General features: G+C 68.8%; 18 protein-coding genes and 3 pseudogenes. 6 read left to right on the forward strand and 15 right to left on the reverse strand.

Annotated features, from left to right (window positions below; translation table 11 throughout):
• Positions 1–8: 8 nt before the first annotated feature.
• The 3 genes from ACFVWD_RS16385 to ACFVWD_RS16395 all read right to left on the reverse strand — a co-directional run bounded on the left by ACFVWD_RS16385 (position 9) and on the right by ACFVWD_RS16395 (position 3,084).
• A complete protein-coding gene (locus ACFVWD_RS16385) occupies positions 9–1,340 on the reverse strand; it encodes a multicopper oxidase family protein (protein ID WP_389596712.1) in 1,332 nt (443 codons plus the stop codon).
• A 416-nt stretch (positions 1,341–1,756) separates the two neighbouring features.
• A complete protein-coding gene (locus tag ACFVWD_RS16390) occupies positions 1,757–2,515 on the reverse strand; it encodes a PIG-L family deacetylase (protein ID WP_389596714.1) in 759 nt (252 codons plus the stop codon).
• A gap of 128 nt (positions 2,516–2,643) precedes the next feature.
• On the reverse strand, positions 2,644–3,084 hold the full coding sequence (locus tag ACFVWD_RS16395) for a hypothetical protein (RefSeq protein WP_389596716.1): 441 nt from the start codon (positions 3,082–3,084) through the stop codon (positions 2,644–2,646).
• 448 nt (positions 3,085–3,532) lie between these two features.
• Between ACFVWD_RS16395 and ACFVWD_RS16400 the strand changes: the two genes are divergently transcribed.
• Positions 3,533–5,890 carry a GH92 family glycosyl hydrolase gene (locus tag ACFVWD_RS16400; protein WP_389596717.1) on the forward strand — a complete coding sequence of 786 codons (2,358 nt, stop codon included), beginning with the start codon at positions 3,533–3,535 and terminating at the stop codon, positions 5,888–5,890.
• A 66-nt stretch (positions 5,891–5,956) separates the two neighbouring features.
• On the opposite strand, the gene ACFVWD_RS16405 is transcribed toward ACFVWD_RS16400, so the two are convergent.
• Positions 5,957–7,003, reverse strand: a complete 1,047-nt coding sequence (locus ACFVWD_RS16405) for a LacI family DNA-binding transcriptional regulator (RefSeq protein ID WP_389596719.1) — start codon at positions 7,001–7,003, stop codon at positions 5,957–5,959.
• 108 nt (positions 7,004–7,111) lie between these two features.
• On the opposite strand from ACFVWD_RS16405, the gene ACFVWD_RS16410 reads away from it, so the two are divergent.
• From ACFVWD_RS16410 to ACFVWD_RS16420, 3 genes and pseudogenes are all read left to right on the forward strand, one after another.
• A complete protein-coding gene (locus ACFVWD_RS16410; protein ID WP_389596721.1) occupies positions 7,112–8,290 on the forward strand; it encodes a phytanoyl-CoA dioxygenase family protein in 1,179 nt (392 codons plus the stop codon).
• 284 nt (positions 8,291–8,574) lie between these two features.
• A pseudogene (locus ACFVWD_RS16415) lies at positions 8,575–8,769 on the forward strand (Gfo/Idh/MocA family oxidoreductase); the annotation flags it as partial.
• Positions 8,769–9,788: a Gfo/Idh/MocA family protein gene (locus tag ACFVWD_RS16420; protein WP_389596723.1), complete on the forward strand. Its 1,020-nt coding sequence runs from the start codon at positions 8,769–8,771 to the stop codon at positions 9,786–9,788. The pseudogene ACFVWD_RS16415 and the gene ACFVWD_RS16420, both read left to right, overlap by 1 nt.
• On the opposite strand, the gene ACFVWD_RS16425 is transcribed toward ACFVWD_RS16420, so the two are convergent.
• The 8 genes and pseudogenes from ACFVWD_RS16425 to ACFVWD_RS16460 all read right to left on the reverse strand — a co-directional run bounded on the left by ACFVWD_RS16425 (position 9,731) and on the right by ACFVWD_RS16460 (position 15,960).
• Entirely contained in the window at positions 9,731–10,282 is a 552-nt protein-coding gene (locus tag ACFVWD_RS16425; protein ID WP_389596724.1) for a Gfo/Idh/MocA family oxidoreductase, read from the reverse strand. The genes ACFVWD_RS16420 and ACFVWD_RS16425 overlap by 58 nt on opposite strands.
• A 107-nt stretch (positions 10,283–10,389) precedes the next feature.
• Positions 10,390–10,782 (reverse strand): annotated as a pseudogene (locus ACFVWD_RS16430) (sugar ABC transporter substrate-binding protein); the annotation flags it as partial.
• Between the two features lie 196 nt (positions 10,783–10,978).
• Positions 10,979–11,770, reverse strand: a complete 792-nt coding sequence (locus ACFVWD_RS16435) for a hypothetical protein (protein ID WP_389596726.1) — start codon at positions 11,768–11,770, stop codon at positions 10,979–10,981.
• Positions 11,771–11,891: 121 nt separating this feature from the next.
• The gene (locus tag ACFVWD_RS16440; RefSeq protein WP_389596727.1) at positions 11,892–12,314 is read right to left on the reverse strand and encodes a hypothetical protein; all 423 of its coding nucleotides are present in this window, start codon (positions 12,312–12,314) and stop codon (positions 11,892–11,894) included.
• A gap of 242 nt (positions 12,315–12,556) precedes the next feature.
• Entirely contained in the window at positions 12,557–13,687 is a 1,131-nt protein-coding gene (locus ACFVWD_RS16445; RefSeq protein ID WP_389596729.1) for a DUF4185 domain-containing protein, read from the reverse strand.
• Between the two features lie 114 nt (positions 13,688–13,801).
• Entirely contained in the window at positions 13,802–14,032 is a 231-nt protein-coding gene (locus ACFVWD_RS16450; protein WP_389596731.1) for a hypothetical protein, read from the reverse strand.
• 120 nt (positions 14,033–14,152) lie between these two features.
• Entirely contained in the window at positions 14,153–14,881 is a 729-nt protein-coding gene (locus tag ACFVWD_RS16455; RefSeq protein WP_389596732.1) for a DUF6585 family protein, read from the reverse strand.
• Positions 14,878–15,960: a BTAD domain-containing putative transcriptional regulator gene (locus ACFVWD_RS16460; protein ID WP_389596734.1), complete on the reverse strand. Its 1,083-nt coding sequence runs from the start codon at positions 15,958–15,960 to the stop codon at positions 14,878–14,880. The genes ACFVWD_RS16455 and ACFVWD_RS16460 overlap by 4 nt, the downstream gene beginning before the upstream one ends.
• A gap of 187 nt (positions 15,961–16,147) precedes the next feature.
• Between ACFVWD_RS16460 and ACFVWD_RS16465 the strand changes: the two genes are divergently transcribed.
• Both ACFVWD_RS16465 and ACFVWD_RS16470 read left to right on the forward strand, forming a co-directional pair.
• Positions 16,148–18,541 (forward strand): helix-turn-helix domain-containing protein, encoded by a 2,394-nt coding sequence (locus ACFVWD_RS16465; RefSeq protein WP_389596736.1) that lies wholly within the window; start codon positions 16,148–16,150, stop codon positions 18,539–18,541.
• Between the two features lie 105 nt (positions 18,542–18,646).
• Positions 18,647–19,408 (forward strand): PE-PPE domain-containing protein, encoded by a 762-nt coding sequence (locus ACFVWD_RS16470; RefSeq protein WP_389596738.1) that lies wholly within the window; start codon positions 18,647–18,649, stop codon positions 19,406–19,408.
• A gap of 95 nt (positions 19,409–19,503) precedes the next feature.
• Here the strand turns inward: ACFVWD_RS16470 and ACFVWD_RS16475 are convergent.
• The 3 genes and pseudogenes from ACFVWD_RS16475 to ACFVWD_RS16485 all read right to left on the reverse strand — a co-directional run.
• A pseudogene (locus ACFVWD_RS16475) lies at positions 19,504–19,602 on the reverse strand (IS5/IS1182 family transposase); the annotation flags it as partial.
• A 265-nt stretch (positions 19,603–19,867) separates the two neighbouring features.
• Entirely contained in the window at positions 19,868–20,077 is a 210-nt protein-coding gene (locus ACFVWD_RS16480) for a hypothetical protein (RefSeq protein ID WP_389596740.1), read from the reverse strand.
• A gap of 106 nt (positions 20,078–20,183) precedes the next feature.
• Entirely contained in the window at positions 20,184–22,157 is a 1,974-nt protein-coding gene (locus tag ACFVWD_RS16485; RefSeq protein WP_389596742.1) for a discoidin domain-containing protein, read from the reverse strand.
• Between the last annotated feature and the right edge of the window lie 16 nt (positions 22,158–22,173).

Genomic DNA, 22,173 nt, shown 5'->3' on the forward strand with positions numbered 1-22,173 from the left:
CGGGGCGGTTACTTGTCGATCTGGAGTACCGCCATCATCCCCGCGTCCTCATGGTTGAGGATGTGGCAGTGCAGGACCGTCTTGCCCGGATAGTCGAGGAACCGGATACGGATGACCATGTTTCCGCGAGGCGGGACGTCGACGGTGTCCTGCAAGCCGTAGTTGGCCTGCGGCTTGCCGTTGATGCTCATCACCTGGAAGTCGTTGGTGTGGATGTGGAACGAGTGGACCTCGTCGCTGTCGTTCTTGATCGTCCACTCTTCGACGGTGTTGAGCTTGGACCGGTAGTCGATGCGGTTGTGGTCGAACTGCTTGTGGTTGATGTAGAAGAGCGTGCCCGCCTTGTTCTCCGTGAAGATGACCGTCTTTCGTCCCGCGACGGCCTCCTTCGCGAGGTCGTCCAGCGGGGCGAAGGCAGTGGGCAGGGCCGCGGCTCGCATCGGTTCGCCCTCGGACTGGACCGTGGCCAGTGTCGCCAGGGGGAACTGGTTTCCGGCCTTGCCGGAGTTGTACGGCAGGGTCCGCAGTTCCGACACACCGGCCTTCGGGCCCTGTACGAGCACGTCGTAGCGGGCACCGGCCGGGATGACCAAGGTGTCGACGGAATAGACCCTGTTCACCGGGTAGCCGTCCTGGGCGACGACGTGGAACCTGGTGCCCGGCAGCGTCACTTTGTAGAAGATGTTGGCCCCGATGTTCGCGAGCCGCCACAGCTGGGTCTCGCCGGGCCTGATCCGGATCCGCGGGTTGAGCTGCCCGTTGACGGTGCGTGTCGTGGGTGAACCGATCTTGAGATTCGTGGTTTTGATCTGGTCGCCCACGAGTTGGAAGTCCTTGAGCGCGACGACGTGTTCTGTGATCCCGCGGAGCGGCGCGGGCAGATACGCGTCGAGGCCGTCGACCACGATCAGGCCGGCCATGCCGCCGGCGGTCTGGGCGGCGGAGAGCGGGTGCGGGTGCGGGTGGTACCAGTACGTTCCCGGCTCCAGGCTCTTGGGGAAGGTGTACTCGTAGGTGAACGTCTTCCCTGGCTCGACCTTGAGGAAGATGTTGTCCGAATTGCCGACGGGCGAGACGTGCATGCCATGGACGTGCAGATTCGTCTGATGGTCGAGCTTGTTCTCGAAGGAGATCTCCATCCGGTCCCCCGGCCGCAGACGCAGCGTGGGCGGCATGTACATCCCGTTGTACGTCAGGGCCCACAGATCGCGGCCTGCCAGACGCACCTTCTTGCGTTCGACGACGATCCTGGTCCTGAGCAGCCCGTTCGTGCTCACGATCTGCGGGGGGTCGCGCAGCTCTTGCGTCCCCCGCGCGGTGAGGGCCGGCGATGGGGACACGCTCCGCACGGGAACCGTCGACACTTCCGGATGGCCGAGTGCGCTCGTCTCGGTATGCGTGGTGCACCTCGCAGCCAGTGCGAGTGCGGCAAGTACGGATCCGATGACGGTCCGGGCGCGACGGGCATGTGCGGACAAGCTGGACTCCCATGCACTGCACATATGGAAAACGGGCGGCGGTGAGCTGCCATCATGCATCGGGAAATCAGGCGAAATCGGCCACGACCCCAAGGAACAGGGAGGGCATCACCTTGATGAGCGAGCCGGTTCCACAACGCCCCGGCCCCTCCCCGGTGGAACCGGTCATCCGGCGCGGCCACAACCCGTACACCACGGAGTCAATCTGCTCCTGTGTCAGATACAGCTGCCACCGTTCGATCCCGCGGTCGCACGAGGCCGCCTTGACCCCCGCGTGGTCAGGCGGTCAGTTCCGTCTGGGCCGCGGCCGCGGTAATGGGGGCATGACGGATGTACCACTCGGTGGCGAACAGCCGCTCCCGTGCATCCGGCGGAAGACTGGCGATCACCCCCGGCAGGGCTCCCCGCTCGACCTCGGAGCGGTGCGCGAGTACGGCGGCGATCTTCTGCTTCATCCAGGGGCCGACATCGACAGTCGCGGTGACCTGTTCATCCGGAACGCTGTACACCGCCTTGCGTGCACCGATCACGTCTCTCAGCGCCGGCACGGCCGAGTGCGGGTGCGTGGCCAGGTAGAGGGCACGCGACTGCCAGGGGGCACCAGTATCCGGGTAGAGCTGCCCAAGGCCTGCCGCTTGGGCAGCGAGCATGGTCAGCCGATGGGTGTGGATGTGATCCGGGTGACCGGGCAGCCCGCCGTAGGCGTCATGGGTGACCATGATGTCCGGTCGGAACTTCCGGATGTGCGCCACCAGCCGCTGCACCGCCTCGTCGAGCGGCGCATCGCAGAACCGTACGCCGCCCGGGGCCGAGTGCGGTACACGCGCATCGGCGTAGCCGAGCATCCGCGGCTTGCCGGCGCCGAGGATCCGCAGCGCCTCGGCCAACTCCGCAGCCCGAGGGGTGTCCGCGGCCCAGGTAGCCGTGACGACTGCGGTGCGCGCGCCCTCGGCCGCGTGCCGGGCAAGCACTCCGCCGGCCGACAATGACTCGTCGTCCGGGTGCGCGAAAACCGCGAGCAGGCTCGGCACGGGCATGCACAGACCACCTTCCAGAGCGAAGGAAGCCCGATCGTACGTCCCCAGGTCGGCGCGCTGCTGACCTCCGGCCGGCCGTTTTCAACGTGCTTGGCCTTCGTGATGCGCGTGGCCGAGGCGACGAGGCCTCAGCGATCCGGGACAGTCCGGTCGATGGTGTCCGGGTCTGCCCGCCACCACGGCGCCGATGTGATGTCCTCGATGATCTGCCGCCAGCCTTTCGTGTGGTGGCCCCCCGTAGGGGCTGTGTCGTCAAGCCGGATCTCTGTGCCCACGGGGAGATCCGGGGCTTCGCGGTAGCCGCCTATGGTGAGGGTGAATTCCGGGTCCGATGGGCTGCTGCGGCTGTAGTACACGCCGCCCCGGCTCCATGCCTCGATGGCGAACCCGGCCAGCGGTGCCTGCCATGTCCCTTCGCCCGGGAAGAGAAGCAGAAGCTTGTCGCCCGGCATGGGTACGTCCAGGTCTTTCACCCGTGACGCCAGCTCCTTGATCCGCACGGTGGGTTTGACCTGGAGGCCGAAGCCGGTGCGATGTGAGCTCTCCACGGTGAGCAGGTAGTAGGGCACGACGGATCTCCCGGGGCGACAGGTTCGTGCGTACGACGGGCGTATCCGACCACGTTGCGGTACGCGCGTTCAACGTCGTCAGAGCCACTCGTTGATGCCGACGACGGTGACTGCGGCTTCGTAGGGGACGGCGAGTTTGTCGTCCCTCGTGGCCGGGTGCGTGGACGGCGGGCCCCGGTCCGGGGCACACGGATGCGCTCCCGTACGGGCTGGACTGCGGTGAGTCGCCCCGATGACCGACGGTGACGATCAGCGAGAGCGGCTTCTGTCCCTGTTCAACTACGCCGCCGGGTGGCTCGCGTGATTGGTCATTGAAGACCGCGGGTGCGCGTGATCCGCTGAACTGCCCGCCCACTCGGAGTACTTGACGATTACGTGTACACGACGAAGAATGATCGCACTCTGCGCTTGACAACGTTGTCTAGGCTTCGAGGAGGCGTTCCCGCCCATGGGATGGACTCAACGGCTGCGCGATGCGGGGATGGTGGTGGCGACCACCGTCCTCCTCGGCGGCTCCCTCGCGGTTCCGGCGGCTCGGGCGGCCGTCCCGCCGAGCGCCCCGCTCACCGATCTGGTCAATCCGTTCATCGGAACGGAGAACGAAGGCAACACCTATCCCGGCGCCGCAGTGCCCTTCGGCATGGTGCAGTTCTCGCCGGACACCGGCCACAACACCGGCTACGACTACTCCCAGAATCACATCCGCGGCTTCTCCCTCGTCCACCTCTCGGGCGTCGGCTGCGGCCTGGGCGGCGACCTGCCCGTGCTGCCGACCACGGGGGACGTCACCGAGACGGACTACGCCAAGTACCAGGCGGAGTTCAGCCACGACAGCGAGCGGGCGAGCCCCGGCTCGTACCGGGTCGACCTGAAGACCGGCATCGAGGCCGAGCTGACCGCGACCGCCCGGACCGGGGTGCAGCGCTACACCTTCCCTGCCACGGACAAGGCCAACGTCCTGCTCAACGCGGGGCAGTCGCTGCACAGGACGATCTCCACCAAGGTAGAGATCCTCGACAACCGTACGGTGCGCACCGCCATCACCGGCAGCGGCTTCTGCCAGGACACCAAGCCGTACACCGTCTACACGGTCACCCGCTTCGACCGCCCGTTCACCACTTCGGGCACCTGGAACGGCGATACCGTCACCGAGGGTTCCAAGGAATCCGTGAGCGCGGGACGCAACGGCGCCTTCGTCCGCTTCGACACGACCAAGGACCGGACGGTCGAAGCGACCACCGCGCTCTCGTACGTGGACGCCCGCGGCGCCGCCCTCAACCTCCTCTCCGAGGGGGGCCGTTCGTTCGACGCCGTCCGGAGCCAGACGCACCGCACCTGGGAGGACCGGCTCGACGACGTACGCGCCCAGGGCGGCGGTGACACCCTGCGCCGCACGTTCTACTCATCGCTCTACCGGTCGTTCCTCGCGCCCAACATCGGCAGCGACGCCGACGGTCGCTACACCGGCTGGGACCAGCGGGTCCACCGCGCACAGGGCTTCACCTACTACCAGAACTGGTCACTGTGGGACACCTACCGCACCCAGTCGCAACTCCTCTCCCTGCTCGCGCCACGTGAGGCCAGGGACATGGCGATCTCCGTCATCAAGATCGACGAAGACAGCGGCTGGCTGCCCAAGTGGGGCTACGGCACGGTCGAGACGAACATCATGACCGGCGATCCTGTCACCCCGTTCCTGACCAACGCCTACCAGCAGGGCCTGCTCAAGGGATACGAGGAGCGGGCCTACCGCGCCCTGAAGAAGAATGCCGACGGAGTGCCTCCCGCCGATTCGCCCGCGGTGGGCCGCGAGGCCAACAAGGAGTACATCGCGAACGGCTTCGCGCCCTACGTCAAGGACCGCCCACACGCGAAGCCCGGCGACTCGGACTACGACCACGGAGCCTCCGCGACCCTGGAGTACGCCCTGTCTGACGCCATGCTCGGCGCGATGGCACGGGATCTGGGCCACGACGCGGACGCCGCACGCTATGCCGCACGGTCCCAGAACTACCGGAAGATCTACGACGGTTCGACCGGCTTCTTCCGCGCGCGGGATGCCTCCGGCGCCTTCACCGGACCGGCGGACCCCGCACTGAGCGAGGGTTTCCACGAAGGCACGTCCTGGCAGTACCAGTGGCTCGTGCCGCAGGACCTGCCGGGCATGGTCGACCTGATCGGCGGCAAGCAGACGGCCAACGACCGGCTCGACTCGTTCTTCGCGTACGAGCAGCTTCTGAAGGACCCGGCGAAGACCGCACGAGAGGTATGGGTCAACGGCCCGTACGACTACTACAACGCGGACAAGTACAACCCTCAGAACGAGCCCGACCTGATCGCCCCGTACACGTACCTGTCGACCGGTCAGCCGTGGAAGACGACCGATGTGGTGCATGCCGCGCTGACCTTGTTCACGGACGCGCCGACCGGCATGACCGGCAACGACGACCTCGGCACGATGTCCGCCTGGAACGTGCTCTCGTCCATCGGGATCTTCCCGGTGCAGCCCGGCTACGACACCTGGGGCCTGTCGACGCCCGTCTTCGAGCGGGTCGATCTGACGCTCGACCGGCGCTACTACCCGCGGGGCGCCCTGACCGTGACGGCGACGGGCACCTCGGACCGTGACCGGTACATCCAGTCGGCGAGGGTCGACGGTTCCTCCTACAGCCGTACGTATCTGACGACCGAGTCGCTCCGAGGCCTGCGGTCGCTCGCCTTCACCGTCGGCGCCGAACCGTCCGGCTGGGGGACGTCCACCGACGCCGCCCCGCCCGCCCTGGGGCCCGCCACACCCCTGACGTGACGAGACGCGGTCGCGGCAATCGCCCATGCGCCGGTCAGCGGATGCGCATGGCGGGCGCCGCGGCCGTCACTCGACGACCGGCACGGACGGAGCACCTGGTGGCATGTTGAACGGTGTGACCACCTGGATGGCCGAGGGCAGCGACGGCCCGTCGTCGGGGAGCGCCTTGTGGGCGCGCATGATGATCTGGCAGGCGCGGCGCATGTCCTGGCGCAGGTCATGGTGGAGGACCGCGGACAGGCGGCGCTCGCGCAGCAGGCGGGTGTTGTCGTGGTCGAGGTCGTGGGCGATGAACGCCTCGCACTCCCGCCCGAGCGCGTCGAAGGCGTCGAGGGTGGCGAGGTTGCCCCCGCCCGCGGAGTACACGGCGATGATGCCCTCGTCCCGCTTGAGCGCCTCCAGGACGAGATCGTGCTGGGTGGCGTCCAGGCCGTCGCTGTCGGTGACCTCCACCAGGGATCGTCTGGGGTCGGCGAGGCGCATCGCGCTGCGGAAGCCCATCTCGCGTTCCTCCTCGCCTCGGAAGGAGCCCCGGCTGATGGTGGTGAGCACGTTGCCGGGCCGCTTGCCCAGCCACTGTCCGAGGAGGTAGGCGGCGGTGGCGCCAGCCGCGCGGTTGTCGATGCCGACGTACGCCAGGCGTGCGCTGTGAGGCAGGTCGGTCACCAGGGTGACGACGGGGATGCCGGCCGCGACCAGCCTGCCGACCGCGGCCGCGATCTCCGGCTCGTCGGGGGCCTTGAGGATCACGCCCTGCGTACCACGCTTCGCGATCTTGTCCAGGGTTCCGATCAGTTCGGCGGGAGGGCAGGTCTCGCGGAAGTGGAAGCGCGAACGCACGAGAGCGGGATGCAGGGAGGGCAGTTCGGCTTCGAGTGCGTCCCGTACCGCGGTGGAGAACCGCTCCGGGGTCTGCATCACGATGTCGATCATGAAGGTGCGTCCCCCGAGCCGGACCTGGCTCTGCTGCCGGTCCAGGTCCTTGATGGCTTCGTGCACCTCCCTGATGGTGCTCTCCGTCACGTTGCCCCGCTGATTGAGGACGCGGTCGACCGTGGCCGTGCTCAGTCCGGCCTGACGGGCGATTTCCCTGATCGGGTAGCGGTGTCGCATGACTGGTCCCAAATGCCGATGATGGATTTTTGATGCGCTGATAAGCATTGAATGATGGGTTCGGGTTCTCAAGACTGGCAGAAATACACGGACTGCGAAAGGATCCGGATGTCTCCCACAGCCGCAGGATCGCGGACTTGGTTGACCGAGGCGGACTGCGATCTCGACGTGTTCCGCTCGCTCGTGGAGCAGCACACCGACCCCGCCGACCACCTCTCGGCCGAGCGGATCGAACAGAACGTCCCGCTCTACGACAGCGATCGGCTCCGCTCTCTGGCGACCTCCCCGGAGAGCCGTCGGAGCGTGCAGGACGAGCTGATCCGGGCTCTGTTGGACGGGCCCGGCATCGTGGTCCTCAAGGGCGCCTTCCCGGACGCGGCCGTCGTGGACCGGGCCTCCGACGCCTTCCGCGCACTGATCGAGGAGGAGCGCGCGAGCGGCGCGGCCCGCGGCGACCACTTCGCCAAGCCCGGTGCGAACGACCGCGTCTGGAACGCCCTGGACAAGGTGGCCGTACGGGCGCCCGAGGCGTTCGCCGACTACTACGCCAACGACATCCTGGAGCTGATCGCCGAGGCCTGGCTCGGCCCCGCCTACCAGGTCACCTCACAGGTCAACGTGGTCAACCCGGGCGGCGCGGCGCAGAACGTCCACCGCGACTACCACCTCGGCTTCCTCTCCCAGGAGCGCGCCGCGACCTACCCGGCGCACGTCCACCGGCTCTCTCCGGTGCTGACCCTGCAGGGCGCGGTGGCCCACTGCGACATGCCCGTCGAGTCCGGCCCGACCCTCTACCTGCCGCACTCGCAGAAGTTCGAGCCCGGCTATCTCGCCTGGCGACTCCCGCGGTTCGTCGAGTACTTCGACGCCCACCACGTCCAACTCCCCCTGGAGAAGGGCGACGCGGTCTTCTTCAACCCGGCGCTCTTCCACGCCGCCGGGCACAACCGTTCGGCTGACATCAGGCGCATGGCCAATCTGCTGCAGATCTCCTCCGCCTTCGGCCGCGCCATGGAGACGGTGGACCGCGAGGCGATGGCGAACGCGCTGTTCGCGGTGCTGCTGCGCCGCAAGTCCGAAGGTGTCTCGGAGGACTGGCTGCGCCGCGTGATCGCGGCCACCGCCGAGGGCTACCCCTTTCCGACCAACCTCGACCTCGACCCGCCGGTGGACGGTCTCGCCCCGCCCTCCCAGGCGGACACCCTCTGGCAGGCCGTGGCCGAGGAATGGGACCCCGAGCGACTGCGCCAGGAACTGCAGGCCGCAGCCAAGCACCGCCAGGGCTGAAAGGGACACAGCGCTCTCATGGGACTGATTGAGGACGGAGTCGTCGCCGTCGATGCTCACGGACGCATCGACTGTCTCGTCAGCGCGGCAGGGCTGACGTCGCGCGATCAACCTGTGGGAGCAGATCGTCTTCGGCGGCCAGGACTGAGCCGCACTTCAGCAGAAGGAGCACGATTCTGATGCGTATAGGCATCATGGGGCTGGGCCGCATCGGCGCCTTCCACGCGGAGACCCTCGCCGGGCTGGAGGCGGTGGACTCGCTGGTGGTCACCGACCCGGTGGCGCCGCACACCGTCTTCATGGACCGCTTCGCCGACGCCTACCGCGCCGAGATCATCGCGTTCGCCGAGGTCGTCGCCGGCACCCGCCCCTCCTCCTGCACGGTCGGGGACGCCGTCGAGGCGAGCTTGATCGCCGGGGCGTGCACACTGTCGCTCCGTGAACACCGGCCCGTACGACTCGACGAGGTGCGCAAGTGATGACGGACGAACCCCTGCGGATCGGCGTCCTGGGCGCGGCCCGCATCGCCGAGCTGTCGATCGTGGGACCGGCCCGAGCGACCGGCCACCGCCTCGTCGCGGTGGCCGCCCGCGACCGCGACCGGGCCGAGGCCTTCGCCGCCACGCACGGCGTGGAGCGGGTGGTCGGCTCCTACGCCGAGCTCGTCGCCGACCCGGAGATCGAGGTCGTCTACAACCCGTTGGCCAACAGCCTGCACGGGCCGTGGAACCTGGCCGCCCTCCAGGCCGGCAAGCACGTCCTCACCGAGAAGCCGTCCGCGAGCAACGCAGCCGAGGCGGTTGAGGTCCACGAGGCCGTCGCCGAGGCGGGCACGGTGTTCATGGAGGGCTTCCACTACCTGTTCCACCCGGTCACCCGGCGCCTGCACGAGCTGTTGAACAGCGGGGAGTTGGGCGAGCTCAGGCATGTCGAGACCATGGTCGCCATGCCCGCGCCACCGGACAGCGATGTGCGGTGGTCGCTCCCGCTGGCGGGCGGCGCGCTGATGGACCTCGGGTGCTACAGCCTGCACGCCCAGCGCATGCTCGCGCCCTGGGCAGGTGGGGCGCCCCGGCTGGTCGCCGCGCGCGGTGGTGAGAAGGCGGAGACCGCGGGGGTCGACGAGTGGCTGGACGCCGATCTGGAGTTCCCGGGCGGCGCCACGGGCAGCGCCCGCTGCCACATGGCCCACCACACATGGCAGATGAGCTGCCGCGTCGTGGGCTCGCGCGGCGAAGCCACAGCGGTGAACTTCGTACAGCCCCATCTGGACGACCGTGTCGTCGTACGTACAGCCGCCGGTGAGCGCACCGAGGAGCTCGGCCGCCGGTCCTCGTACACCTACCAACTAGAGGCCTTCGCCGCCCACCTGCGGCGCGGTGTGCCGCCGGCGCTCGACGCCGACGACGCGCTCACCACGATGCGGCTCATCGACGATTCCTACCGGGCGGCCGGGTTCCCGGTACGGCCCCGTACGGTCCTTCCGGCCACGGCATAGCGGAGAGCGAAGATCACGACGTCGACCAGGGCACCCAACTCCGTCTCGAAGAGCACGAATTGAGGGTCGTTCATAACAGCCGGAGCGTGTGACGTCGGGGCCGGCTTGTGCACGGTGACCGCTGCGATCTCCTGGTCGAGAAGCCAGAGTGTCACGTCCATCTCGTGCACCACCGAGTCGTTGATGAGCATCTCGTTGGTGAACCATGGCGGCATGGACAGGTTCCGGTGCCGATGGTGGTCACGGCCGAGGGCTTCGAGCAGGGCCGCCTCATGGGCGGGCCCCGGGGAAGCGATGAGGACGGCGTCCATGTCCTGCGCTGCCATGGCCGCCGCGGGTTCGGCGTACGCCGTGCAGCCCTCGATGGCGTCCGCGAGAGTCCTCGCCCGTTCCGCCTCGATGTCGACGACGGCTGTCACGCGTGCCCCGCTGACGACGTCATGGAGTCCGCGCACATGATCCGCGCCCATCTTGCCGGTGCCGAACCGTGCCAACAGCCCGATGGTCAGCGGCCGTTCAGAGGTTCGCCCGGCCTTCCGAGGGGCCGGCGGGGCCGGCGACGGGGAGCCCGTCGCCGGTGCCGTTGTCTGGGTCACGGTCGTCACCGGGTTCCCTTCGCGGCGAACTCGGCGAACTCGGCGATCTTGTCGACGTTGGACTTGTCGACGAAGGCCGGCCCGGTCAGCACGGGTGCCTCACCGCCTCCGCTGTAGTTGCCGTTCGTCTTGTAGAGCCACAGGGAGTCGACCGACAAGTACCCCTGGAGGTAGGGCTGCTGGTCGATGGCCCACTGGATCTTGCCGGACTTGATGGCGCCGAGCGTCGTCACGTAGTCGATGGAGCTGTCCTGCTTGAGCTTGGCGGTGATCGTCGACTTCACGGACGGCATGTCCGTGCCGTTGACGTAGAGGATGTCGGTCTTGCCTTCGAACGTCCTCTCGCCATGGATCGAACGGGCATCGACATATATCCGCTGCAGACCCGCGTTCCCCTGAAATGGGCGAGAGGTCCGGCGCACCGCCCGCAGGCGGCTCGTAGGCCGTTGACGTCAAGCCCCGGACTGCCAGTGGGACGCAATGACATCCTGCGCAATCACATGCCGACCGACCTGCTGTTCGATCCCGACACGCAACTGCTGGAGGGCGCGGCGGCCCGAGAACCGTTCGGGCCGCCCCGACGCGTCAAGCGACTCAGTTCGTCTTCTGCACGGCACAGACCTTGCCTGCGCCATTGAAGATCTGCCAGGAGAGCGTCTGCCTGTCGTTCCGCTGGGGGCAGCTGCCACCGCTCAACACCGCCGTGATCGCCATGATCGCGTTCTGGCCGCTCGGCACCTGCGTCCGGTCACAGCCCCAGACGCTGAAGAGCCGCCCTTCACCGTGGAGGGACCCGTCGGCCTGCTTGCTCAGTGTCGCGGGGAAGCACTGCCCCACGGCGAACACGCGGTCAAGGCACAGCGCGATGGAAGATCCGTCGTCGTTGACGTGACCCCAGCCCCGTCGGCCCGCGCCCTGGGGGCAGTTCGAGGCGGACGTCGTCACCATGGTCACCTTCGAGAAGGCGAAGTTCGCACCGCAGTCGACCGCGAAAGGCCGGTCGTGGTTCAGCTTGCCCCAGCCGCTGTCGTACACGTTGAGGCAGGTGCCGACACCGACGGACGCGAATGCCACGTCGACCGGGTCCGGCGGGTCGGGGGTCGCAGAGGGGCTGGGACTGGGACTGGGGCTGAAAGAGGGGCTGGAAGAGGCTTCCGGGGCCTCCGACTCCTTGTCGTCCCCGCCGGCGGACGAGGGCTCCCGGTACGGCGCGGGCTTCGCAAAGGATCCGCCGGAGGGACCCGAACCGATCCCGGTGTCCGTGCGGTTCCGTTCGCCGGTCGACGCCGTCTCCTGCCACGGCTGCCACATGCCGAGGAGAATCACGAGGCCCACGAGGGCGGCAAGCGCCGCCGACGAGGCGCTGACGAAGTAGGTGGTGTTCATGTCGCGGCCGGCCACCCTGATCCGGGACCGACCGTCCCCTCGTACATCGATTCGGGTCCCAGCGTTGCCGTCGCCGTCGCGGTCGGAACCGTCCGATGTCCCTCCGGAGTAGCTCAAACGATCACCCCTTGGTGATGTTGATGTCCCGCCCGGACATGGTGATGCGGGAGTGCCCCGACGCGTTCGCGGTCAGAGTGACGCTGCCGGCCCGAGGTTCCTCCTCGCGGGCAGTGGGCCGCAACTCCTCGATCAACCGCTGGAGTTCGGTCACCATCTCCGGGTTGGCGACCAACAGCCGGCGCAGCCGCGCCTGCCATTCACCGACGAGTTCCCGCTCGGCCTGCTCGTCCCCGTTCCGCCGTGCCACGAGCACCTCGGCGCGCGCCTCGCCCAGCTCGGCCACCACCGTATCCGCCCGCTCGGGATGCACCCGGCGCCATAGCTCGCCCATCGCCCGCTGCACTCCCTCCCACCCGGCCGTCGCCATTCCGCTGACCACCGTCGACGCGGCCACACTCGCCAGTGCCGCCAGTTCCAATTCCATCGCCACCCCTGTATTCGATCGACTTCCTGGGTCAACGTGTACATCGCCCGGAGGGAAACGGCGTCCCGCGATTTGAGGAGCCCCAGAGCAAGAAGCGAGCACGGTGCCGATCCGAGGAGTCTGCGGCCCATGGCCGACCCCGTGGGGCAGGGCGACTCTGCTGCTCGATTCCGTCAGGCGAAGCGTCGGTGGCCGAGGCGCCCGCCCAGGTCGGAGGCGCTCTGACCTGGGACCCGCTCCGATCACGGATTGATGCCGTCGAACTGCAGCACCCGGTACGGCTGCCCCAGGATGCCGTTCCAGTGCGACACGAGGAGGGTCAGCGAGGTCGCGCTCGCACTGCCGGGGTGGATGTAGCCGCCGTAGAGGTTGGGCACCGTCAAGGCGGTGATCCGCGGGATCGGGATGCTCCACCCGGCGTCGGGGTGGGGAGCGGCGCGGGTGCAGATCGCGCCCATGTCGACGTCGAAGTAGCTCATGCAGTAGGTGCCGTCGATCCGCTTCACGGAGAACTCGCCGGTGTTGTGCCCGGTCAGGATGACCGACGGCGCCGCCGCGGTGGTCCACTGCCAGGAACCGTCGAGATGGGCCCAGTTCTGCTGGGCGCCGAAGTTGCCGTCGCGGAAGTCGCCCGGCTGGATCCGGAACAGCTGGATGGCTCCGCCGTCGGCCGTGTTCTTGTGGGTGCCGTTCCAGCGCTTGGAGAAGATGTAGAGCCAGCCGTCGGGGTCGATGCCCGCGAACGACCACATGCCGTACAGGGACTGGTTCGCCCCCTGAGTGTCGCCGGCCCAGTGGTAGTCGTAGTCGTTCCAGGTCACCCCGTAGTCGTCGGAGTAGGCGACACCGGACATCAGCGAACCGTCGTAGCCGGCCGGCGGGTCCCAGGTGGCCACGGACGTGTACTGGATGTACGTGCGGCCGCCGAACTCGATGCAGTCGTTGGGTATGCGGCTCACCTCGAAGCCGTACCCGTTGTCCGTGTTGTGCTGGTAGTTGAACAGTTGGTCGGCCTGACCGCCGGTCGGCTGCGCCCAGGTGAACGAGATCGGTGTCGCGCCGGAGGCGTCGAAGCTCGCCTGGTTCAGCATCACCGGGGAGCCGATGTAGTCGCCGCTCTGCTGCATCCCCGTCCACGAGTCGCCGAAGACATAGCCCCAACTTCCGTCGTGCTCCCGGAGGTACGGGATGCCGAGATCGCTGGAGCCCAGGCCCTGCTGACTCGCCGAGTCACCGGCCTGGTCGCACAGCGGCGTACCGCTCTGCCCGGCGGCCACGGCAGGGGTGGCACCGAGCAAGCCCACTCCAGCGAGCGGCAGGCCCATACCGGCCTTGAGCAGGGAGCGCCGGCTCGGCCGAAAGGGAACGGACATGGATCTGACCTCCGGGTGTTCTTGGTGAGTGTTGGGTGTGTTCGGTGTTGTTGCGAACTCGATGCCGGCCGGTGCTGCCGCGTGATCCTCCGTCTCCTGGCTGTCGCCTGTCCGTCAGTGCCGGGAAGCGATGATCAGGAGCAGGACCACGATCCCCAGGGCGATGAGGCAACCGGAACCGCCGCCGGAGGAGGACCCCTTGCGGAACTCGACCATCCCCCCGGGGACGACATGCGGATGGCTCCGGGCGTAGTGGGTCTCGATCGCCTGCTCGCCGTGCGATTCGCTCCCCCAGGCGGTGCGGTGCCCGCACTCGCCGCACCGGTGTCGGTAGCTGTCGGCCATGCCGGTCTCCTTCGGATCGTCACCGGCGGTTGTGCTCGGTGGGTTGCGTGTGGCTGCCGGCGCGTCCTGCCGGACGCTAGGAGCAGCCGGTGAAATCGCCGTGAAACAGGGGGTCGTACGTCAGTCGTCGTTCCGTGCGGCACCAACCAGGTGCTCGGCGAGGGCGTGGAAGACGAAGGGGTTCGGGATCCCGGACGCCACGGCTCCCAGCACCTGCCACCGCCTGGCGACGCGGATCGCGACGGAACCGTTCAAGATCTCGACCTGCTGGACCTGCGGCCATCGCAGGGACGTTCCTCGGGAGCCGATCTCGTCCCTGGTGATCCATACGGGGCCGAAGGTGAGCCGCGCCCCCTCGGCCAGCGCGGCCAGGGCCCGCGGCACCTGGGCCTCGGTGACGGCACGACGGATCTCGGGTCCCCACACCTCCGGGTGGCCGAAGTCGCCGCCGCTCAGCATGATCCGCTCACCGTCGACGTCGACGAGCACGTGGGCGCGGGTGATTCCCTTCGGGGACAGAACTCTGCGCCGACGCACCAGGGTGGTGTCGTAGCGGATGACATGGATCCGCCCGTCGACGACAGCCGTCATCCCCTGCTCGTAGAAGTCCAGCCGGGCGCCCGCGTTCACCCCCGTCCTGCCACCGGCCCGCCACAAGCGGCACGCGCCCTCCGCAACGGCCCGCCCGAGCACCCGAATCGCCACTCCCCGCCCGGCACGCGCGGTGGCTCCGTGCGGTGCCGCCCGATAGGTGGCGCGTCGCCTGCCGAGGTGTGCGCGGCCGGCGGCTGCGGAGATCCTCGCCAGCAGCAACTCCTCGTCACGGTCGCGGGAGGTCCCGTCGCTCATGCCGCACCCACCCGGCCGCGACCGGCGCCCGAGTCGTCCCCGCGCAGGACCGCCCACCGAGCCCGCCGCAGCAGTTCGCCCGGGGCCACCCCCAGGTCGTCCGCGAGCCGCCGGCCGGCGCGGTCGAAGACAGCCAGCGCCTCGGCCCGCCGACCGCCGCGCTGCAGCGCGCGCATCAGCAGCACGGCGACCGGTTCGTTCAGCGGCTCTTCCAGAGCCAGGGCGGACAGCCCGGCGATCGCCTCGGCAACCCGGCCGAGCCTCAGCTGCCAGTCCGCCTTCCGCTGCGCCAGGGCGACCCTGCGCTCGGCGAGCCGCAGCCGTTCCAACTCGGCCAACGGGCCGGGCAGTCCGGCCAACGGCACACCACAGAACAGGTCCAGCGCCCGGTCGCACAGCCGCACCGCCTCGGACAGGTCACCGGCGCGCTCGGCCGCCCCGGCCGCGGTGACGAGTACCTCCATGCACGCCACGTCCAGCTCGGCCACACCGCGGACCAGTCCGTAGCCGTACCGGTCGCGCCTGATCAGCGAGTCCGGGCACTCCCCGAGACGCAGGCTCTTGCGCAGCCGGTAGACATAGACCGGTACGACGTTCCCGCCCGGCGACTCCATCCCCCAGACGCCATCGAGCAGTTGCTGCCGGCTGACCGAACGGTCAGGGCTCAGCGCCAACGCCGCCAGCACGGCCTGCTGCCGCACCGGGCCCACGTCCACGGGCTGACCGGCGAGCCACGCCCGCAAGGGGCCGAGCACGGAGACCCGAAGCCACGGACCGGGTGCGGGGCCCGTCCGCTGACGGACAGTGATCCCCCGCGCCGCCGCCTGCCTGCGTGGGCCCTGTCCGGGCACGACCAGGCCGCAGTCGAAGGCGTGCACGATGGCGGCAGCCCGGTCCCGCAGCTCCAACTTCACCAGGACGCGCCCCAGGAGCCCGCTCACCACAAGCTCGGGCAGGGCGAGGACGTCGGCGATCTCGGCGTCCTCCAGGCCGCAGCCGAGCGCGTAGAGCACCTCACGCTCCTGCGGAGTAAGGGCGGTGACGGTCGGCCGTCCGTGCGGTGCGGTCGTCGTCTGCATGGCTGTTCCCCGTTCTCCGGACCGGTCGATCCACTCGACCCGTCGAGTCGATCCCTCGATGCCCTCGAAGGTGGCCCCGGTGGAGGAAACGTGGACAGGACATTGAACCGGTCATATGTGGCCGGTGGCCGCGCTAGAGTCCCCCACCTGCGAAAAGGCGATATCTCAGAGGAAAGGGCCGTGACTTGTGACCAGTGGGTTCGGCGATGTGCTGCGGCGGCTGCGGGTCCAGACGGGGCTGACCCAGGAGGAGTTGGCCGAGCGTTCCGGGGTGAGCGTGCGCACCATCCGCGGCTTGGAAACCGGCAGGCGCTCCAACCCGCGCATGACCACGGTGCGGGAGCTGGCCAAGGCTCTGCCGCTACGGCCCGTGGAGCGCGAGGAGTTACTCGGCGCCGCCGTCCGCCGGAACCCGGACGGCGGCGGGCAGGACGAGGCCGCCACGGAAGAGCCGGGTCCGGAGGATCCAGAATCGGAGGAACCGGGGTCGGAGGAACCAGGGTCTGCGTCGTCGGCTTCGGGACAGCCGACGTCGGCAGCGCATGACGCGCCGTCGGACGCGACCGAGCAACTCGCGAAGGCCGTGGCCGCCCGCTGGCAGCGCGAGGAGGAACACCGACAGATCCAGGACCCGTTCCCTCTGCCCGTCCGCTGGCAGGCGGCCCCCGAGGAGCTGACCGACCACTGGGCCAACATCCTCCGTCTCCCGGCGGGAGCGGCGGCCGACCCGCTGGACCTGGACGGCCGGCTGGACGACATCGCCGAGCTGTACCGGCGCATCCCGTCCGGGCGACTGGTGGTGCTGGGGAGATCCGGCTCGGGCAAGACGATCCTGGCCCTGCGCTTCGTCCTCGACCGCCTCAAGTCACGGACGCCGGCGGAGCCCGTTCCGGTGATCTTCAGCATCGGCGCATGGAACCCCACCGCCATCACCCTGCGGGACTGGCTGACCAGCCAACTGACCCGCGACCACCCCGGCTACGCCGCCCAGGGCCCCGGCGGAACAACCCTGGCCTCCGCCCTGGTCGAGTCCGGCCGCATACTCCCGGTCCTGGACGGCTTCGACGAGATGGCCCACGGCCTGCGCCGCCCCGCGCTGGAAGCCCTCAACGCCACCACCCTCCCCCTGCTGCTCACCAGCCGCCCCGCCGAATACGCCGCCGCGGTCGCCGAAACCGACGTACTGACCTCCGCCGCCGCGCTCGAACTCACCGACCTCACCCTCGACGACCTGGCCAACTACCTCCCCCGCACCACCCGCAAGCCCGGCCGCGCGAACCCCACCGCGAACGCCTGGGAGCCCGTACTGACCACACTGCGCGAGCAGCCGCAGGACCAGCCCGTGTCCCCCCTCGCCGCAGTCCTGGCCAACCCTCTGATGGTCGCGCTCGCCCGCACCATCTACAGCGACACCCCCGACCACGACCCGGCCTCACTCCTCGACACCGAGCGATTCGGCAGCCCGGACGAGCTGGAAGACCACCTCCTGGACAACTTCATCCCGACCGTCTACCGCCGCCGACTTCCGCAGGCCCCGGGCGCCCGGCCTCGCCCCACCTTCGACCCGGAGCACGCCCGACACTGGCTCGGCTACCTCGCCCACCACCTCAACCGGCTCGAAACCCCCGACCTGGCCTGGTGGCGACTCGGCAGCGGACTGCGCCGCTCCACCCGCACCCTGGTCACGGCACTGGTGACAGGACTGGCCATCGGCCTCGTCGACTGCGCCGTCTCCACCGCCATTGGCAGCCCGTTCCCGTTCCCGATCGTGGACGCGACGATCGTCGGACTCCTTTCCGGACTCATGTTCGGGCTCGTGCACTGGCTCACGTTCGCGGTCAGGGACATACCGGTGACACCGTCCGTCGTACGCCTGCAGATCCGCGGCAGGCCAGGGACCATCCAGTGGAAGGCCGGGCCCCGACTGGTCATCGGGATGCTGGGCGGACTGGTCTTCGGCTTCGGCTACGGATTCGCGGTCGGCGCGGTGGTCAGCAAGCTCGTCGGGAAGGCCGGGCTCTCTACCGCGCTGCACATCGGGCTTGTCGACGCGATCGTCTTCGGCCTGGTCTTCAGCGGCGGCGCCGGACTCACCTTCTGCCTTGTCGGCCTTCTGGAAAGCCCCCTCGACATCCGCTCCGCCGTCGACCCACGCAGCCTCCTGAACACCAACCGCGGCACCGTGACCACCCAACTGCTTGTCTGGGCGCCCACCTTCGGGGCGGTGGTCGGGTTCGGAGCCGGAGCAGTGGTCGACCTCCTGCAGGGGCCACTGGGTCCACTCGTCTGGAGCCCCAGCGCCGGACTCGTACTCGGCACCATCAGCGGTCTCGGCGGTGCCCTCGGATACGCGCTCACCATGACCGCCTGGGGCCAGTGGCTCGTACTCTCCCGGATCTGGCTGCCCTTGACCGGGCGCCTGCCCTGGGCCGTCGTCACCTTCCTCGACGACGCCTACCGGCGCGGTGTACTGCGCCAGGCCGGCGCGGTCTACCAGTTCCGCCACGCCCGCCTGCAACACCACCTGGCCCAGGCCCATCCAACACTCCCCGTCCCCGGCCGGCCGGCCCGTCGGAGATGACGCGTCCGCGGGATCGCGCTTCATCACGATTTCATCGCTCCTCCCTAACGTCAGGTGCCGTCCCACCAGCAACCACCATGTCATCGGACCCCGGGGGAACATCCAATGCGGAACACCAACCGACTCACGCGCCGCGCCAAGACCGTCGCCCTCACAGTCGCGATGGCGGCCGCCGCCGCCATCGCACCCACGGCCGCGCACGCCGAGTCCCCCAACCACTACTACATCGAACTTGGCGGCACCGGCTCCGCGACGGACGCGCCCGGGTGCACCATGACGTACTACTACGCCAACCAGCACCTGGACGGCGGCATCCCCGTCCCGGTCTGTTACCCGGCCAGTGCCGGCCCCTGGCTCAACGGCCAGAACACGCCGGACGTGACCGCGCCGAGCTACGACAGCAGCGTCGCGCAGGGCTACAAGAACCTCCTGGCCGCCGCCGAGGAGACCCACCGCAAGGACCCGACCGCACGCCTCACGATCGTGGGCTACTCCCAAGGCGCGCAGGCCGCCGACCAGGTACTGGAGACGATCGCGGGCGGCGGCACCGACATCCCGCGGGAACTGGTCAACGGCATGCTGTACGCCGACCCGAAGCAGCCCGACACCGGCCTGTGGGCCAAGGTCCCCAAGGGCCTGGGCGCCCTCGGCTTCACCTCCGCCGGCCCCGGCCCCAAGGAGTTCCCGGGCGTCCCGGTCGCCCGCTTCTGCATCCGCACAGACCTGGCCTGCGACGCCACGACACCCGTGTCCGCCTACACCTTCTTCCTCACAGACACGCACAGGCGCTACGCGAACGACGGAAACGTCATGACCCAGACCATCGCGAACGGCGGCGTCGACGGGGTCTTCTGGTACGAGTCCTGACTTTACCCAGGACATGAGAAAGCCCAGGTCAGATCCGATCCGATCCGACCTGGCACCATGACATAGCCTTGGTCGACCAGGACGGCTGCCGGTTGGCCCAACAGCACGGCGGGCTGCCACCGCTTCAGGTCGGTCCGCCGGTACGCAGTCACCAGAACCACGCGGTCCTCCAGCGGTAACGACCACGGACGCCCTGCCCCATTCGACACCGTCCGAGGGATATCCCTGATCACTGCGGGGGCAGCCCAACGGCAGCCGCGCACTATCCGGCGGGTGCCGTCGCCTCCGCGCCTGAGAACCCCGAGCCCCATACGCGACGCGCAAGGCCCTCGGCCGGTCTCAGAACGTGGTCGACACCCGGGGCAGACCGGAGGTCATCCCGCTGTACCTGTCTCGCCCGCTCGCCGACCGAGCCCTGCGAATCATGCACGCGCTCCTCACCGAAGCCGAGAGCCGCGGCTACACGGTGGAGACCAGACCGACCCGCAGCGTGGTGAAGCCGTGCACACGCCGGCGATCGTAATCCGGGGCCGGGCCTTTCCCCTCGTTGGCACGGCCCTTGATGACGGTGGTGAAGACCACGACGTCACGCTCCAGCCGGTGGATGTGACGTTCGAGGGCCTCCAGAACGTGGGGCGGGAGCGGGACTTCCCTACGGCTCTCAGGCAAGAAAACGGCATTCCGCACGGGGCGAGGGCGCACGGGTTTACGGACGGCTTCGGTGGCCTGAATCCGAGAAGAAGGAGCCCACCGTAAGGTCGAGGCCCTCTGTTCATCAGGCGCCGAAGACCTGGAACTCCGAGACCTGCCCGGCCGGCCAGCCGCTGTTGGCGGTGAAGGTGAGTCGTACGTAGCGGGTGGTGACGGTGGAGGGAAGCGTGAGGGTCGCGGTGTTGCCGGTCGCCGGGTCGAAGGTGTAGCCCGCCGGGGCGAGAAGCTGGGCGAAGGTGCCGCTGTCGGTGCTGCCCTGGACGGAGACGGTCTGGGTACGGGTGGCCCAGGCGGACGCCGGGGGGAGGTCGAGGACGATCCGTCTGACGCCGGTGGCGGCGCCCAGATCGACCTGGACCCACTGCGGGAAGGCGTTGTTGGCGGACTCCCAGTAGGTGTTGGTGTCGCCGTCGGTCGCGTTGCCCGAGGCGTAGATCTGGGTGTGGCTGCTCTCCGAGGTGGGGCGGTGGAGGGCGAGGTCGGTGGTGCTGGAAGGGGGGTCGGTAGTGACGGTGACCTGGTTGGAGGGCTGCGACTCGTTTCCCGCCGCGTCGAAGGCGACGACGTCGAAGGTGTACGCGGTGGACGCGCCGAGTCCGGTGACAGTGAACGAGGCGGCGCTGGTGGTGCCCACCTGTGTGCTGGTCGAGCCGGGCACCTGCAAGACGCGGTAGCCGGTCACGCCGACGTTGTCGGTCGACGTGTTCCAGGCCAGCGAGACGGAGTTGCTGGTGTGCCCGGTGACCGTCAGGGCACCCGGCGCGGCGGGCGGTGTGGTGTCACCGCCGGTGGGGACGGTCGGCTGGGTGGGACGAGTAGCGGTCAGCGCAATCTGGCCCTTGAGCATGCGGCCGCCGTCGCCGGTCAGGCGCAGGTAGTAGTCGGAGGAGCAGGCGGTGCCGTCTTCGTCGAGAGCGAGGAATCCGGAGTTGGTGGGCACCCATGCCTGAGTCTCGGCGGTCTTGGCGATCTGGTTGCCCTCGTTGAACTCGTCGAACATCGAGATGTAGATGCCCTGCACCCCGGCCCGCACCATGTTGTAGAACTGCCGCCACATGAAGTCGCCGTGCGCGCGCTGCCGGCCGGAGACGTCGCCGGGCAGGACGCAGGGCTGGTAGTCGATGCCGTTGGCGTTGCAGTCGGCCTGGTCGCCGAGGGTGTAGGTGTTGTAGGCGTCGTCGGCCTCGGTCACATTGGCGATGGCGCCGACCATCCACGGCGAGATCATGTTGAAGGCGTGGTAGGCGCCCAGATAGCCGGGCCGTGAGCCCCCGGTGCCCGTCCGCCATTCGCGCGGGACGCCGCCGATGACGTAACACCCCTGGCCCTTGAACCAGTTGACGACGTCGAGGCAGGCGTCGGCGGTGAAGGGGTGGTCGTTGTCGTTGAAGCCGAAGCCCCAGACGCAGACGACCGGCTTGCCGTTCTGTTTCGCGTATGCCGAGGACGCGGTGTGCGCGGACATCTTGTTCGTCCAGTCCGCCTTGATCTCGGACTGCATGTTCGTCCAGTCCGTCACGTCGTACATGATGTAGAACTTCCGGCCGTACGACTCGGCGGCGCCGCGCACCTTGGTCGCCATGGCGTCGCGGGTGGGGCCCTCACCGCCGGTGGGGTTGAAGCGCTGGAGGGCGGCCGTGTCGATGCCGTTCTGCTGCATCCACAGGAAGTGGGTGTTCACCGTCTGCTGGTCGTACGAGGAGAACAGCGTGGCGGGCCGGCCGTTGCCGAGGGCGGCGTACGAGGTCTGGTACGTGCTGGTGTAGTCCCGCACGTCGGGCCAGCATTTGATGTTGGTGTTGTTCGGGGACGGCGACTGGCCCCAGTTCTGGCTCCAGTGCCACCAGCCGTTGATGGGCGCGCCGTCGCCGATGCAGGCGAACCAGCCCTGGTAGCCGACGCTGATCTTGCCGACCACGTCGCCCGGCGGGCTGGCCGCCGACGCGGTCTCGGCGAGTACGGTCTCGGTCGCTCCCACGGTTCCCACCGCGGTGGCCGCGACCGCGGCCCGTAAGAAGACTCTGCGTGTGGCACCCATCTGGACTCCTCCCGGA

The organism is Streptomyces sp. NPDC058086, from assembly GCF_042885015.1.
Taxonomy (GTDB): Bacteria; Actinomycetota; Actinomycetes; order Streptomycetales; family Streptomycetaceae; genus Streptomyces.

Excerpts from the sequence above, each read along its gene's own strand:
- ACFVWD_RS16390 (WP_389596714.1), bottom strand. The coding sequence starts at position 2,515 with ATGCCCGTGCCGAGCCTGCTCGCGGTTTTCGCGCACCCGGACGACGAG.
- ACFVWD_RS16400 (WP_389596717.1), top strand. The coding sequence starts at position 3,533 with ATGGGATGGACTCAACGGCTGCGCGATGCGGGGATGGTGGTGGCGACC.
- ACFVWD_RS16405 (WP_389596719.1), bottom strand. The coding sequence starts at position 7,003 with ATGCGACACCGCTACCCGATCAGGGAAATCGCCCGTCAGGCCGGACTG.
- ACFVWD_RS16410 (WP_389596721.1), top strand. The coding sequence starts at position 7,112 with ATGTCTCCCACAGCCGCAGGATCGCGGACTTGGTTGACCGAGGCGGAC.
- ACFVWD_RS16420 (WP_389596723.1), top strand. The coding sequence starts at position 8,769 with ATGACGGACGAACCCCTGCGGATCGGCGTCCTGGGCGCGGCCCGCATC.
- ACFVWD_RS16435 (WP_389596726.1), bottom strand. The coding sequence starts at position 11,770 with ATGAACACCACCTACTTCGTCAGCGCCTCGTCGGCGGCGCTTGCCGCC.
- ACFVWD_RS16440 (WP_389596727.1), bottom strand. The coding sequence starts at position 12,314 with ATGGAATTGGAACTGGCGGCACTGGCGAGTGTGGCCGCGTCGACGGTG.
- ACFVWD_RS16445 (WP_389596729.1), bottom strand. The coding sequence starts at position 13,687 with ATGTCCGTTCCCTTTCGGCCGAGCCGGCGCTCCCTGCTCAAGGCCGGT.
- ACFVWD_RS16450 (WP_389596731.1), bottom strand. The coding sequence starts at position 14,032 with ATGGCCGACAGCTACCGACACCGGTGCGGCGAGTGCGGGCACCGCACC.
- ACFVWD_RS16455 (WP_389596732.1), bottom strand. The coding sequence starts at position 14,881 with ATGAGCGACGGGACCTCCCGCGACCGTGACGAGGAGTTGCTGCTGGCG.
- ACFVWD_RS16460 (WP_389596734.1), bottom strand. The coding sequence starts at position 15,960 with ATGCAGACGACGACCGCACCGCACGGACGGCCGACCGTCACCGCCCTT.
- ACFVWD_RS16470 (WP_389596738.1), top strand. The coding sequence starts at position 18,647 with ATGCGGAACACCAACCGACTCACGCGCCGCGCCAAGACCGTCGCCCTC.
- ACFVWD_RS16485 (WP_389596742.1), bottom strand. The coding sequence starts at position 22,157 with ATGGGTGCCACACGCAGAGTCTTCTTACGGGCCGCGGTCGCGGCCACC.